This is a genomic window from Eubacterium aggregans, from assembly GCF_900107815.1.
GTDB lineage: Bacteria > Bacillota > Clostridia > Eubacteriales > Eubacteriaceae > Eubacterium_O > Eubacterium_O aggregans.
The window spans coordinates 1-14,642 of record NZ_FNRK01000005.1; the positions used below are offsets into that span (position 1 = coordinate 1).

The 14,642-nt window shown below is 48.8% G+C and carries 10 protein-coding genes and 1 pseudogene; 7 read left to right on the forward strand and 4 right to left on the reverse strand.

From position 1 onward, the window contains the following. Positions 1 to 301, forward strand: a pseudogene (locus BLW33_RS03940) (IS1634 family transposase); the annotation flags it as partial. A 225-nt stretch (positions 302 to 526) separates the two neighbouring features. On the opposite strand, the gene BLW33_RS03945 reads toward BLW33_RS03940, so the two are convergent. The 4 genes from BLW33_RS03945 to BLW33_RS03960 all read right to left on the reverse strand — a co-directional run bounded on the left by BLW33_RS03945 (position 527) and on the right by BLW33_RS03960 (position 5,835). Beyond that, a complete protein-coding gene (locus tag BLW33_RS03945; RefSeq protein ID WP_090305396.1) occupies positions 527 to 3,277 on the reverse strand; it encodes a UPF0182 family membrane protein in 2,751 nt (916 codons plus the stop codon). 116 nt (positions 3,278 to 3,393) lie between these two features. Then, positions 3,394 to 3,780: a pentapeptide repeat-containing protein gene (locus BLW33_RS03950; RefSeq protein ID WP_176966617.1), complete on the reverse strand. Its 387-nt coding sequence runs from the start codon at positions 3,778 to 3,780 to the stop codon at positions 3,394 to 3,396. Positions 3,781 to 3,897: 117 nt separating this feature from the next. Then, a complete protein-coding gene (gene fucO / locus BLW33_RS03955; RefSeq protein WP_090305401.1) occupies positions 3,898 to 5,046 on the reverse strand; it encodes a lactaldehyde reductase in 1,149 nt (382 codons plus the stop codon). 99 nt (positions 5,047 to 5,145) lie between these two features. Next, positions 5,146 to 5,835 (reverse strand): FadR/GntR family transcriptional regulator, encoded by a 690-nt coding sequence (locus tag BLW33_RS03960; protein WP_242911588.1) that lies wholly within the window; start codon positions 5,833 to 5,835, stop codon positions 5,146 to 5,148. Positions 5,836 to 6,030: 195 nt separating this feature from the next. Here BLW33_RS03960 and lctB point away from each other — a divergent pair, with 195 nt between their 5' ends. The 6 genes from lctB (at position 6,031) to BLW33_RS03990 (ending at position 14,558) form a co-directional block, all read left to right on the forward strand. Then, positions 6,031 to 6,822 carry a lactate dehydrogenase subunit LctB gene (lctB, locus tag BLW33_RS03965; protein WP_090305407.1) on the forward strand — a complete coding sequence of 264 codons (792 nt, stop codon included), beginning with the start codon at positions 6,031 to 6,033 and terminating at the stop codon, positions 6,820 to 6,822. Between the two features lie 11 nt (positions 6,823 to 6,833). After that, positions 6,834 to 8,042, forward strand: coding sequence for a lactate dehydrogenase subunit LctC (gene lctC / locus BLW33_RS03970; RefSeq protein WP_090305409.1), 1,209 nt, complete (start codon positions 6,834 to 6,836; stop codon positions 8,040 to 8,042). After that, positions 8,042 to 9,442 (forward strand): lactate dehydrogenase subunit LctD, encoded by a 1,401-nt coding sequence (gene lctD, locus BLW33_RS03975; RefSeq protein ID WP_090305412.1) that lies wholly within the window; start codon positions 8,042 to 8,044, stop codon positions 9,440 to 9,442. The genes lctC and lctD overlap by 1 nt, the downstream gene beginning before the upstream one ends. A 10-nt stretch (positions 9,443 to 9,452) precedes the next feature. Continuing rightward, the gene (locus tag BLW33_RS03980; protein ID WP_090305415.1) at positions 9,453 to 10,982 is read left to right on the forward strand and encodes an L-lactate permease; all 1,530 of its coding nucleotides are present in this window, start codon (positions 9,453 to 9,455) and stop codon (positions 10,980 to 10,982) included. Between the two features lie 246 nt (positions 10,983 to 11,228). Next, positions 11,229 to 13,745: an EAL domain-containing protein gene (locus tag BLW33_RS03985; RefSeq protein WP_090305418.1), complete on the forward strand. Its 2,517-nt coding sequence runs from the start codon at positions 11,229 to 11,231 to the stop codon at positions 13,743 to 13,745. 114 nt (positions 13,746 to 13,859) lie between these two features. Continuing rightward, positions 13,860 to 14,558, forward strand: a complete 699-nt coding sequence (locus tag BLW33_RS03990) for a CatB-related O-acetyltransferase (RefSeq protein WP_090305421.1) — start codon at positions 13,860 to 13,862, stop codon at positions 14,556 to 14,558. Positions 14,559 to 14,642: the final 84 nt, after the last annotated feature.

Consider the following 14,642-nt stretch of genomic DNA (forward strand, 5'->3'; position numbering starts at 1 on the left):
TGGTGATTTAAAAGACCGTTTGAATATGCGCAGAGCCCTAACATCCTCAGAAAGCGCCCTGGAAGGGAAGCTGTTTGTTGAATTCATCGCACTCATCTTCCTCTCGTCCATCAAGAAAAGGATGGAAACGGCGGATCTCTTTTCAAAGTATACACTCCATGAAGTACTGGATGAGCTTGATGTCATCGAATGCTACCTCGAGCCCGGGAAAGCACCCGTGCAGGGCGAGGTTCTAAAGAAACAGGAAGAACTCTATCGCTCCCTCGGGGTCAGGCCGCTATTAGCTTCACCGCAGTGCTAAGGATGATGGCGGATACTCGTTAGGTGTTTCGGGAATGTAGGTTTTAAGCCATTTTCAACAGCTTCAAACACAAATCCGACCACTTTTTATTGGTTCTATTTGTTCTTCTTATGGCATTTTTTGTGTTTTATATCCCTTTTTTTCTTAAATGCCCATAAAAAAAACGGGCTCGCGACGATGATCATCACGAGCCCGTTTTCGGGCTTTATTTTTTAAACGACTCCCCTATTTTACTACCTGGGTTAATTGGGAGAGAATTTTTTGCAGCTCTGAAAGCTTACTGCCGTAGGTTGCCCAATCCCCATTTTTCTGGGCCTCCGTAGCCTCATTGTATAGGGTGTTGGCTTTATTCACCAGTGCTGCGGCAGAGTTATCCGCGGTGGATGCCCCGCCACCTTCCTTGGCCGCCGTATAGTTAAAGACCTGGGACAAAGCATCCCCCAGGGTATCGGCCATGACAATGGCATCACCGTCGGATACAATGACCTTCTTTAATTCTGGCAGGTTGTTTTCCCCGCCACTGGCCTGAAGATAAACCGGCTCCACATAGATGAGACCCTCTTCAATGGGGATAGTCATCATATTGCCCCGGAGCACCTTGGAACCCTGCTGCCCTAAAAGGGTTAACTGGGGACTGATGACGGTATCCTGATCGATGCGCTGCTCAATCTGCATGGGCCCGTACACCAAAGCCTGCTTGGGGAATTGATACAACAGCAGCTGGCCATAATCCGCCCCATCAGATACCCCTGCCAGCCAGGCAATCATGTTATCCTTATTGCTGGGTGTAAAGGTCTTGGTGAGCATGAATTCATTATCCCGATCCGGCAACTTCATAATAATATAAGAGGATTCGATTTCCACCTCTTCCTTGGAATCACCATAGAATTGCTTTGCCCCATCCCATTGATCCTCCTTATTGTAGAAGACCTGGGGATTCGTCATATGATAGGTGCTATAAATCCCCGACTGCACATCAAAGAGGGTTTTGGAGTAACGCAGATGGCTCCTTAGACCCTCGGGCATTTCATCCATGGATTTAAAGAGATCTGGGAAAATGCCCGAATAAGTGTTGGTAATGGGCTCATCTTCCACCTGGTAGAAGGAGACATCCCCATTATAAGCATCCACCACGACCTTTACGGAATTCTTCAAGTAGTTATTCCCAGACTTATCATAGGGTGTAGCATAGGGGTATTTATCACTTTTTACAAAGGCATCCGCAATCCAATACTGCTTGCCACCAACCAGTACAATATAGGGGTTGTCATCATATTCAAGGAAGGGCGCAATGGTCTTAATGCGCTCCATGACATTCCGATGGAGCAAAATGCGGCTATCTCCTGTGATCTCTGAGGTGAACAACATTTCCGGGGACCCGGTATACAGGGCAAAGGCCAAGCGGTTGATAAAGGACATCTTAATACCGGCCGTGCCATTATACCAGGTTTCCTCATTATTATCTCCCTTGGGATAATCGAATTCCGGACTGGAGGCACCCACCACCACATAATCCTGATTCCCTTCACCAAAGTAAATCCGGGGCTGCTCCACGGATAGGCTCTTGGTGGTGGTGACCGGTGGAATATCCTTAATCATCAGCTCCGGCTGGCCAACAGCATTCACCTGATTCACCGGAGACATCGCCACACCAAAGCCATGGGTATATTTCAAATGAAGATTAATCCAGGACTTGGCATCGCTGGATAATGCCTGATTATCCATCTCCCTGGCTCCCAGGAAAACCTGGGTATAGGTGCCATCGATGGTATACCGGTCGACATCAACACTGTCAAATTTATAGTAATTCCGAATCCCCTGGAGCGAATTATACATTTCCTTCGTCGGCCCGGGGTCGTTAATGGGGATATTGCTGATGGTTGTGCTGTTTGCTGCCACATCCGCTGCCGTAATAGCCTGGGTTGGGGCATATTCCTTAACCACCACATTATCCAGACCGTAAGATTTCCGCGTGGCTTCAATATTCTTTCCCAAATAGGGGGATTCTGCCACATATTGGTTGGGCACCACTGCGACATATTCATAAGCCGCCTGAATAACGGTACCCACCACCGCCACTGCAATAAAAAGGACTGGTCCCGCTGCCAACAGGATATAATTCTTTCGGGTGACCTGCTTATTCCCGCCGCCGGACAAACGAATCCCAGCAATGACCGAGGTCACTGCAAAGATGACGCAAAGCCCCATGCGCAGGAATAAAAATTTTTGTCCGATGATAATATCCGAGGCCCCAGCACCATAAACCATCCCCGTGCCACCGTAGACCATTTCAAAAAGATTGACTCCCTGACCCAGGCCCAGCAAAATGAAAAAGGCCCCTAGGAAAACACCAATCTGGCGTCCTGCTAAAGTGACAAAACGCTTAAAAAAATCTACCACCGACTCTCCTAATTCCCCCAAATCCCTGGGGGTATAGTCATTCTCACGGTACAGCACATAGGCTGTGTATAAAAAGGTAAGAACCACCATCAGGATAAAGCAATTGAACACCACGGAATAAACGGCTTTAAACAAAGGCAGGGAAAAGAAATAGAAGGACAGATCCATACCATAAAGGGCATCCGTTATTCCAAAGCCATCCGAGTTGGTATAGAGGAGTACTTCATTCCAAATCCCATTGGCTACTGTGGTTGTCACCACCAAAGCTGCCAGCGCCGTCATGACCAGAGCCACCCGTTTCTCTGATTGGGTAGCGATTCGCCCCGTTACCCCTAGGTATTTTTCCGATAAGCGTTTTAAGAACTTCAGGTAAAAATACACCAGGACCACTAGAATAATAAAGAGGGGGACCCCAATGGTCAGCTTCGTCACAAGCTCTTTAAAAAAGACATCCAGATAGCCCATTTCCGAAAACCACAGATAATCAATATAAAATTTGTTGCCAGTGATGAGGATGGCGACAATGACGATGACAACCGCCAAAACCGACCACACCACCTTACGTTGTTTGTTCATGACATTTTCGCTTTCTATGAATACCTTTCCAAAAAATCGATTGTAATACTGCTATTCTACATTAAATCCCTGGGGTTTAAAAGCAAAAAATAAAAAGAGGGCCCGAAAGCCCCAAATTAGTCATCAATTTTAACATATTTAGAGACATAACGTTCCTTTTGCTCATCCTTTGGCGTCATAATGGTCTTGCTCATGAGCACTTCCCGGAACTCACAGTCCACCATTTTAGCCGATTGCATATTGGTCTGGTACAGCTCACACTTCGAGAAGATGACATCGGTAAGGTTGGCATGCTTAAAGTTTACAAAGGCCAGATTGCATCGAATAAACTTCAACCCCTCTAAATCGGCACCTTCAAAATTGGCTTTTTGCAAATCGACATTAACAAAGTCATGATTCTTCAAATCCATCCCGGAAAAATCTGCTGGTTTTCCCTTTGAGGGATCTGCCAGCCACGCTTCATGATCTTTAACCATCTGATAAAATAATTTGTCATCTAACATTTCTCTATCCCCCTTCATTCTTTTAGGTTTAAATTTCATTATACACCATATTCTTTAAAGAAAGATAAAGAATGCCGCCCCGAAGGGCGGCTGAGGGTATTCTTTGTGGTCTTTTTCTTACAATAAGGATTTGTACAGCGCCTTGATTTCTTCCACGCTGGTCTCCCGGGGGTTACCAGGACGGCAAGCATCAGCATAAGCAGATTCTGCTAAGAAATCTAAGTCTTCTTCTTTTACAATATCCTTCAGATCAGCGGGAATCCCGACATCCGCGGATAACTGCTTAACAGCATCAATGGCAGCTTTACGGTATTCTTCCGGAGTCATGTCATCTACACCTTCCACACCCATGACCCGAGCGATTTCACGGAATTTTTCGCCGGTATATTCAGCGTTATATTCCATGATAGTGGGCAGGAGGATGGCATTGGCAATGCCGTGGGGTGTATCGTACTTGGCACCCAGGCAGTGGGCCAGGGAATGGACGATGCCGAGCCCTACATTGGAGAAGCCCATACCCGTGAGGTATTGTCCAAGGGCCATATCTTCCCGACCTTTGGGGTCGTTATTGCAGGCTGCACGCAGGCTGCGGGCAATGACTTCGACAGCCTTTAAATTCATCATATCGGTCATTTCCACAGCACCAGCGGTGGTGTAGCCTTCGATGGCATGGGTTAAAGCATCCATACCGGTAGAGGCGGTGAGGCCATAGGGCATACTGCTCATCATATCCGGATCAACAAAGGCCACAACGGGGATATCGTGGACATCGACACACACCATCTTACGGGTGTTCTGGACATCGGTGATGACATAGTTAATCGTGACTTCCGCAGCGGTACCAGCGGTGGTTGGCACAGCGAAAATAGGTGCTGCAGGGTTTTTGGTATCTGCCACACCTTCCAGGCTGCGAACATCTGCAAATTCCGGGTTGGTGATGATGATACCCGTTGCCTTAGCGGTGTCCATGGAGGAGCCGCCGCCAATAGCAATGAGATAGTCCGCTTCAGCAGTCTTGAATGCAGCCACACCAGCCTGCACATTTTCGATGGTCGGATTCGGCTGGATTTCTGAAAAAATTTCATAAGCCAGTCCAGCACCGTCTAACACGTCCAGAACCTTCTGGGTCACACCAAATTTTACCAAATCGGGGTCAGAACAGACCAAAGCTTTCTGGAAGCCACGGGCCTTTGCTTCTGTAGCGATTTCCTGAATGGCACCGGAACCATGGTACGAGGTTTCATTTAAAACAATTCGATACGCCATAATATTACTCTCCCTTAAATATATTATTTATACTATCAATAATACCAGTATGTAACGGATAATCAAGATATAATTCTAACCGGTAATGGCAAATTTTTTCTAAGCCCTATTGGCATTCATGCCTTCGGTTAGTTCATCCAAAAAATCCTCAATATAAAGCATATGCTCCAGCATACGCTTTTCGGCCAGCCGGCCATCTCTGGAAGCAATACCCTCCAAGATCCGCCGATGCTGGAAGTTAATGACCTCTGCATCCTGCTCTTTTTTAAGGATTGCAGTACGTCCCTCCCGAATGATATCCTCCATCAAACCCGTCGCCGAAGATAACGTATCCCGAATCAGGCAATTTCCACTAATGTTGGCAATGGTATCATGAAACTCCTTATCCAGCACCGATGCTGCCTTCTCATCCTCCGCCCTCTCCATTCGGGTGTGGATATCCGTTAAGAGAGCAATGTCAGCATCGCTGGCATTCTCCCCTGACAAATGAGCCGCTTGGAGCTCTAAGGCTTGTCGGAACCGATGAATATCCCGAACTTCACCATCATTTAGCCAAAACATGATGGACAGGGGCTGGGTAAGGGCTGTGGATAAATTATCGCTGACGAAATTCCCCTCTCCCTGACGACACGTTACCAAGCCATACATCTCCAAAGAACGAATGGCCTCCCGAACCGTGGCCCGGGAAACGCCCAGCTGTTCAGCCCATTGCCGCTCCGGTGGTAGCCGATCCCCTGCCCGCAGCTGCTTATGGACAATATTATCTTTAATCTGATCGAGAATTTGCAAATAAATCCTCTTCTGTGAGATATCTTTATAAACCATTTTACTTTCCTTCCAATGCACTCATTATCTGAGCAATATATGGTTATTTTAACACACCCTACCCCTTTTCACAAGATTTTACCCTTGACACTTCATGGACATCCCGATATACTAAACCCATCAATTGGTCAGACCACTGACCAATAGGAGGTAATATTAATGAAAATCTTAGTGTGTATCAAGCAGGTACCCGGGACATCCAACGTCGCAGTGGACCCGGAAACCGGCGTACTGATCCGGGACGGGGTGGAATCTAAAATGAATCCCTATGATCTGTTCGCATTGGAAACCGCCTTTCGATTAAGGGACGAACTCGGTGGCTCCATTACGACATTATCCATGGGACCGCCACAGACCAAGGAGGTTATTGAAGAATCCTTCTTCATGGGTGCTGATGCCGGCTGCCTCATCTCTGACCGCAAGTTTGGCGGGGCAGATGTGGTGGCCACCAGCTACACTCTGGCTCAGGGGGCCAAGAAATTAGGCGGCTTTGACCTCATCCTCTGTGGGAAGCAGACCACCGATGGAGACACCGCCCAGGTTGGTCCGGAAATGGCCGAATTCCTTGGTATCCCCCATGTCACCAACGTCGGAAAAATCCGGATGGCGGATGACAAAGGACTGACCATCGAGATGAACATGGAAAACTCCATTGAGGTCCAGCGGGTCACCACCCCTTGTCTACTCACCGTGGATAAGGATATCTATACCCCTCGCCTTCCTTCCTATCTGCGTAAGCTAACCTTAGCCGGAAAACAGGAAGTCCAGATGCTATCTTTAAAGGATATGTACGACACCGACGAAAAACATTATGGTCTCGCTGGCTCCGCGACCTCTGTCGAACGCATTTTCCCACCAGAATCCAACACCAAGAAAACCAGCTATCAGGGAACATCCGGAGAAATGGCCAAGGTGCTTTACGGCATCCTTTCTGAACAGAAATATATCTAGGGGGAACCAAAATGGCAGGAATTAAAGTAATTCAACCCAATTGCGGCCAGGACGTTTTCGAGGCATTTTCTGAAATCTGCCCCTTCGGTGCCTTTTCCTATGAAAATGACACCTTAGAGGTTACCGCCGCTTGTAAAATGTGTAAAATGTGCCTGAAAAAAGGACCGGAAGGTATCTTAGAATTTGAAGCCGACGAGGCACCCAAGGTCGATAAGGATGCCTACAAGGGGATCACTGTCTATGTGGACCATGTGGAAGGCCAGGTCCATCCGGTCACCCTGGAGCTCATTGGCAAGGCCAAGGAACTGGCCGCCGTCATCCATCATCCGGTTTATGCGTTATTCATTGGCTCGGGCGTTGAGAAACAGGCCATGGAGCTGCTCCATTACGGGGTAGACAAGGTTTTTGTCTATGACGATGCCCAGCTTAAAAACTTCGCTATTGAGCCCTACGCCAATGCCTTTTCCGATTTTATCGAAAAAGAAAAGCCCTCTTCCATTTTAGTGGGGGCCACCAATGTTGGTCGTTCCCTGGCACCCCGGGTTGCCGCCCGGTTCCGCACCGGCCTCACCGCTGACTGCACCGTTCTTGAAATGAAGGAAAATACCGATCTGGTCCAGATTCGCCCCGCCTTTGGGGGAAACATCATGGCCCAAATTGTCACCGAAAACAATCGTCCCCAGTTTGCCACCGTGCGTTATAAGATCTTCAACGCGCCAGTCCGTTCCACAGAAGCCTCTGGGGACATCATCCCCATGACCATGGAAGACGACAAATATCAGTCCAGCATCGATGTCCTGGAAGTTATTCAGAAGGAAAAGGGCATTGATATCTCCGAAGCCGATGTCATTGTCGCTGTTGGCCGGGGACTAAAATCCGATAAGGACCTCCCCATGATTCAGGAATTTGCTGATGCCATTGGCGCAGAGCTGGCCTGTACCCGCCCTTGCATCGAAGCGGGCTGGTTCGACCCCCGACGCCAAATTGGTCTGTCTGGCCGAACGGTCAAGCCCCAGATTATTATTGCCCTGGGTATCTCTGGCTCCGTCCAGTTTGCTGCAGGGATGCAAAATTCCGATTTCATCATCGCCGTTAATTCCGATCCCAAGGCTTCCATCTTTAACATCGCCCATGCGGGGATCGTCGGAGATTTATATGAAATCCTTCCAGAACTCATGACCATGATTGGTTCCAATTGTGCCGAAAGCGAGGCAGTGTAATGGCTTATAAAAAAATTGACGAATTCGATATTGATTATTTACTGAGTTTGGTGGATCGCAACCGGATTATGGTTGGCGATGAAATCAGCGAGGATTATAGCCACGATGAAATGGGCACCATCTCCCATTACCCGGATGTCCTCATCCAGGTCATCTCCACGGAAGAAGTTTCTGCCATTATGAAGTACGCCTACGAACGGGATATCCCCGTAGTGGTTCGGGGCTCCGGCACCGGCCTTGTGGGGGCCTGCGTCCCCGTCTATGGCGGCATTATGATTGAAACTACTTTGATGAACCATATTTTAGAGCTGGACACCGAAAACCTCACCATCACGGTAGAGCCTGGGGTCCTCCTCATGGAGCTGTCCCAGTTTGTCGAAGACAATGATTTATTCTACCCGCCGGACCCTGGCGAAAAATCCGCTACCATTGCAGGGAATATCTCCACCAACGCCGGTGGGATGCGTGCTGTAAAATACGGCGTCACCCGAGACTATGTCCGGGGGCTGACCGTCGTTATGCCAAATGGTGAAGTCTGTGAGCTGGGGGGTAAAATCGTTAAGAACAGCTCCGGCTACAGCCTTAAGGATCTGGTCGTCGGTTCCGAAGGGACCTTGTGCGTCATCACGAAAGCCGTGCTGCGCCTGCTCCCCCTGCCCCAAAAGACCTTAAGCCTTTTGATCCCCTTTGAAACCTTTGCCGATGCAGCGGCCATCGTCCCCAAGATTATTAAATCCAAGGCCATTCCCACGGCCATCGAATTTATGGAAAAACCCACCATCCTTTTCGCCGAAGAATTTTTAGGGAAGAAATTTCCCGATACCAATAGTGCCGCCTATATTCTGCTGACCTTCGATGGGAATACCAAGGAACAGGTGGAAAGCGAATACGAAGTGGTGGCAGGCCTTTGCCTTTCCGAGGGTGCCAAGGATGTGTACATCGTCGATACCGATGAGCGCAAGGACTCCGTTTGGAGTGCCCGGGGGGCCTTCCTGGAAGCCATCAAGGCATCCACCACTGAAATGGACGAATGCGATGTGGTCGTCCCACGGAACCGTGTGGCGGACTTCATTAATTACAGCCATGAGCTGGAGGCAGAGCTCGGGGTCAGAATCCCCAGCTTCGGCCATGCCGGCGACGGCAATTTACACCTCTACATCTGCAAGGATGATTTGGATGAAGTCACTTGGAAGCGTGTGCTCCAAGAAGCCTTTGACAAATTATATGCCAAAGCCTTTGAAATGGAAGGCCTGGTTTCCGGTGAACACGGTATCGGGTATGCCAAACGGGATTACCTGCTCCAGGATTATGGCCGTTTTGAAATGGATCTGATGGATGGTATCAAGCGAACCTTCGATCCTAAAAATATCCTGAACCCTAAAAAAGTTTGCCAGATGTAGGGGGAGAATCATGGATAACCAAATCTTGCTTTTCTTCCTGGCCCTTGTCCCCATCGTGTGGCTCATTGTGTCCCTGGGCGTCCTTAAGATGCCTGGGCACATTGCTTGCTCCATTGCCCTGGTCATTACCTTACTCCTATCGATTTTGGTTTGGAAATTTTCTTTCGTTAATGCGTTGACCGGAGCCCTGGAGGGCATCGTGATGGGGCTATGGCCCATTGTTTATATTATCATTGCGGCGGTGTTTACCTATAATCTCACCACTGCTTCGGGGAGTATGGATACCATCAAGAAAATGATGACTGGCGTGTCTTCGGACAAGCGGATCCTCGTCCTCATCCTCGCCTGGGGATTTGGTGGCTTCTTAGAAGCCATCGCCGGCTTCGGTACTGCCGTTGCCATCCCCGCTGGCATCATGGCTGCTCTGGGGTTTGGCCCCGTTGTGGCAGCGGTGATGTGTCTAATTGCCAATACCACCCCCACCGCCTTCGGTGCCATCGGCCTCCCGGTGACCACCTTAGCCCAGGTGGCTGGTTTGGACGTGATGCACTTATCCTATGTGGTCACCATCCAGCTCTTTGTGCTGATTCTTATCATCCCATTTGTGCTGGTGGCCATTGCCGGTGGTGGCGTTAAAGCCATCAAAGGTGTGTTCGGTATCACGTTAGCTTCGGGGTTAGCCTTTGCGCTTCCCCAAATCGTCGTGGCCAAGTTTATTGGCGCGGAGCTTCCCGCCATCGTCGGCTCCATCTGTTGCCTGGGAGTGACTATCTTCATCGCGAAGAAGTTCTACCATAGGGACGCGGAATCGGCAGACGGGGACAAAGTATCGGCAAAGGAAGGGTTTATTGCATGGCTTCCCTTTATCTTTGTTTTCCTCCTGATTATTTTATGTTCATCGCTTGTCCCCCCAATTAATCACGCGCTGAACATGGTGAAAACATCGATTCCCATTTACACCGGGGAGGGTGCAAAACCCTATACCTTTGCCTGGCTGGCTTGTCCTGGCACGCTCATCATCATTGCCACCTTCTTGGGAGGCTTGTGCCAAGGAATGTCCTTTAAGGAAATTGCAGTTGTTTTAGGCAAGACCGTCAAACAAATGGCTAAAACCGCCATTACGGTATGTTCCATTGTCGGCCTCGCCAAGGTGATGGGTTACTCCGGGATGATTTCGGTCATCGCCGCTGTGCTTGTCGCCCTTACCGGGAACGTCTATCCCCTTATTGCCCCCATCATTGGTGCCCTGGGTACCTTTGTCACTGGGAGTGATACCTCCGCCAACGTCCTTTTCGGACAGCTTCAGGTAGAGGCTGCTCAGGCCATCGGAGCCGATCCCTACTGGATCGCTGCTGCCAATATGGCTGGGGCGACTGCGGGTAAGATGATCTCACCCCAGAGCATCGCCGTTGCCACCGCCGCCACTGGCCTGATTGGTCAGGAGGGTCGCATCCTGGGCAGCACCATCAAGTATTGTGCCGCCTATGTGGTGCTCATTGGACTGGTGGTCTTCCTCGGCGGACCGCTTCTGGGATTTTAATCCCCCTTTCGCAGCATTTTGCTGCTTGAATAAGCCGTCCCATGGACGGGGGCGTACTCCCCTTGGGTACACCGGTTATCCGAATTCATGTACAAATTTTACCTAAAAATAGAATGCTCATTAAAAACGTCTGGTTTTCCCGGGCGTTTTTATCGTTTCTAAATATTTTTTCATGTTTATTGTGTTAAAATACATCCATTAATTTCCATGAATACTTTTTACCCTGCTAAATGAGAGGAAAAGTGAATGATGAGAGAAAAAACCATTACCTTAAATAATATGCACTTGATGATTAATCGACTCATCAATGATGATTATATGTTTCTTGGCCAAATTGAAACGGCAACAGGTGTCGTTACCCTGTACAGCGACGATACCAAGTTTCATTTTAAAAAGGATGATTTCATCCAGATGAATTATGACGAGCTTCTGTCCGTTGTTTTTAAAGATATCATCCAAGATAGCCATTACGACGAAGCCATTCAAGCTCTTTGCCGTGAAACCATCATCAGCCAGCTGAGCATCCAGGATCCTTACCTCGTCAGCTTTCCAGTTAAGACCCAAGAAGGTGTTAAAAGTGGCTACTTTCAATGGAAATGCACTTATTTGACAGCAGATAAAGCCATTATCTTAATTGCAAGCACCGATATCACCGAAGCGGTTGCACAGGAATACGACCTTTTAACCGGCCTTTTAAATCGATCTGGCTTTTATCGTCATGCCCGGCAGCTTTTAGATTCCAATCCCCAATGCCCCTACCAGCTCATCCGCATTGATTTGGATAATTTTAAAATACTCAATGATACCCTGGGTGTGGAAAAGGGCGATACCCTTTTACGAGACTGCGGTACCTTTTTCCGTAGTCTTCGGGATGACCGTACGCTTTTTGCACATCTGGATTCTGATCATTTTGTATGCCTTCTTCCCCAAAACGCCCTTTCAAATGAAGCTTTTTACAACCGAATTGAAGGATGGTTTTCTTCCTATCCCCTGACCTTTCAACTTTCCAGCCATATTGGTGTCTACCTTATTGAATCCAGGGATATCGATATCTCCATCATGTGTGACCGGGCGCTCCTCGCCCTAAAGTCGATTAAAGGCAGCTACACCCAGCGCATTGCCCAGTACGATAAATCCCTCAGGGATCAGATTATGGAGGAGCAGGCACTATCCGGAGAAATGGTCCCCGCCCTGACCCAGGGACAATTTGAAGTCTACCTGCAGCCCCAGATTAATTATGAAAATGGGGCCCTTATCGGTGCAGAGGCCTTGGTCCGTTGGAACCATCCCCAGCGCGGCCTCCTGCCCCCCTCCGTCTTTGTCCCGCTCTTTGAACGCAATGGATTTATTACCGCCCTGGATAAATATGTTTGGGAGCAGTGCTGCCGAACCCTGCGCAGATGGCTGGATGACACCAACCAATATGTTCCCATCGCCGTTTCTGTCAACATCTCCCGGATTGATATTTACAATCCCCATTTATGTGACTATCTCATCGCCCTGGTCGATGGGTATCAGCTTCCCCATACCATGCTTAAACTGGAGATTACAGAAAGTGCCTATATGCAGAACCCCGAACACCTGATGACAGTTGTCCAAACCCTACGTGATGCCGGATTCCTCATTGAGATGGATGACTTTGGTTCTGGCTATTCCTCCCTCAACACCCTCAAGGATGTGCCTGTGGATCTGCTCAAGCTGGATTTAAAATTCCTCTCCTCTGGTCAGAATGATGCCAGGGGTGGCAACATTCTATCTTCTGTCATCCGAATGGCCCATTGGCTTAAAATCCCCGTTATTGCTGAAGGAGTGGAAACCCAGGATCAGGCCGATTACCTCAAAAGCCTGGGTTGTCTCTATATGCAGGGCTATTATTTTGATAAACCCATGCCCATTGACACCTTTGAATCCCTGCTTGTCCTGCGCCCGATCGATCGTACCAATCGGTATAAAATCACCAACCTTAGTGGTATTGCCGCCTTTTGGGACCCCTCTGCCCAGAATACCCTGCTCTTTAATAGCTTTGTAGGCGGTGCGGCCATCCTTGAATACCAGAATGGAAACGCGGAAATCCTCCGGGCCAATGACCGCTTCTATCAGGAGCTGCACACCACCCGAGAGGCCTACCTCTATAAGCAGCAGCATCTTCTGGAGCACTTTGAACCCATCCACCGAACGCGTTATGAAAATATGCTTAAAGAAGCAATAAAAACGGGAAAGGAGGCCGAGTGTGAAGTTGAACACCGCCCCTTATCTCCGGATACCTCTGGCCAGTGGACCTGTAACCGAAGCCGATTACTCTCCCAAAACGGCGATACTGCCATTCTCTATATCACTGTCGAGAATATTACTAAGCGCAAGCAGATTGAGGCGCAGCTTGAAATGAGCCAAGAGGCACTGCGCCTTTCAATCTCTAAAATGGGAAAATACATCTGTTATTTTGATATTGCCACCCGTACCCTCATCATGCCAGAACATTACGCAAAAAAACATGGTGTTCCCGTTGTCCAAAAAAACATCCCCTACGATTCGGTCAGCATCCTTGCCCAGGACCGTCTGAAATACCATGCGTTTTACGAAAGAATCCTCCGGGGTGAAGAAGCCGGCCATGTCGTCTTCCGCGCCGCCAATACCGATGGTACCTACTCCTGGGAGCAAGTGGACTTTGCCACCCAATTCTCCGAAGGTGGAGTACCCCTCCAGGCCATCATTGTAGTACAAGATATCTCAGAACAGGTGGCCGAAGTCCTTAGGATGCAATAAAGCAGTAAAATCAAAGCCTTTAGATGTAAGAATTTGCCCTGGCATTCCCCCCACTCCGAAAACGTGCTACACTATTAATAATATTGGTCACCGTAGGTGTAAAGGAGAGGGATTATGCGTAAAGATAATGATAAACGGGTTTATTTAATGGATGACAGCACCGACGTGGTCTATTTAAAGAACGTCATTGACGACCCCGAAATTCAGGTCGGTGAGCATACCTACTACCATGATTTTTTTAAAGATCCCCGGGATTTCCTAAAAAATAATATCCTGTACCATTTCCCCGGCTTTGGGGACCAGATCGTCATTGGGAAATACTGCTCCATTGCCTGTGGGACCAAATTTCTCTGCCCCATTGCCAACCACAGCTTTACCTCCCTGGCCAACTATCCCTTTCCCATCGTTCCCGACCATTGGGAATTGGGTGAAGAGGACCTCGCCAAGGTCGCTCAATGGAAGGGTCCCACCACCGTGGGCAACGATGTGTGGTTTGGTTTTGAATCCCTGATCATGCCCGGTGTCACCATCGGAGACGGTGCCATCATCGGCTCCCGCAGCGTGGTGACCAAGGATGTCCCGCCCTACACCGTGGTGGCTGGCTCCCCAGCCCGCGTGATTCGCAAGCGCTTTGACGATACCACCATCGACCAGCTTCTCGCCTTGAAGTGGTGGGACCTCCCCGACGAACAGGTGAAGGAGATTGTCCCTGCTATTATGGCGGGGGATATTGAGGCGGTGCTTGAACGGAAGTGGCTGTCTGATGCGGTGCGGGAAGTAGTTGCGCGGATTGGAGCCCAGGGAAAAGAATAATTGCAATAAAATTTTGTATGATTACGAATAGGCAGCGCAGTGTTCCTGATTTAACTTTTTCAAATCTTGAGTGGTCTCTTCCAT

Bases quoted from the DNA above. Each gene is read 5' to 3' on its own strand.
- BLW33_RS03945 (WP_090305396.1), bottom strand. From the start codon at position 3,277: ATGAACAAACAACGTAAGGTGGTGTGGTCGGTTTTGGCGGTTGTCATC.
- BLW33_RS03950 (WP_176966617.1), bottom strand. From the start codon at position 3,780: ATGTTAGATGACAAATTATTTTATCAGATGGTTAAAGATCATGAAGCG.
- fucO (WP_090305401.1), bottom strand. From the start codon at position 5,046: ATGGCGTATCGAATTGTTTTAAATGAAACCTCGTACCATGGTTCCGGT.
- lctB (WP_090305407.1), top strand. From the start codon at position 6,031: ATGAAAATCTTAGTGTGTATCAAGCAGGTACCCGGGACATCCAACGTC.
- lctC (WP_090305409.1), top strand. From the start codon at position 6,834: ATGGCAGGAATTAAAGTAATTCAACCCAATTGCGGCCAGGACGTTTTC.
- lctD (WP_090305412.1), top strand. From the start codon at position 8,042: ATGGCTTATAAAAAAATTGACGAATTCGATATTGATTATTTACTGAGT.
- BLW33_RS03980 (WP_090305415.1), top strand. From the start codon at position 9,453: ATGGATAACCAAATCTTGCTTTTCTTCCTGGCCCTTGTCCCCATCGTG.
- BLW33_RS03985 (WP_090305418.1), top strand. From the start codon at position 11,229: ATGATGAGAGAAAAAACCATTACCTTAAATAATATGCACTTGATGATT.
- BLW33_RS03990 (WP_090305421.1), top strand. From the start codon at position 13,860: ATGCGTAAAGATAATGATAAACGGGTTTATTTAATGGATGACAGCACC.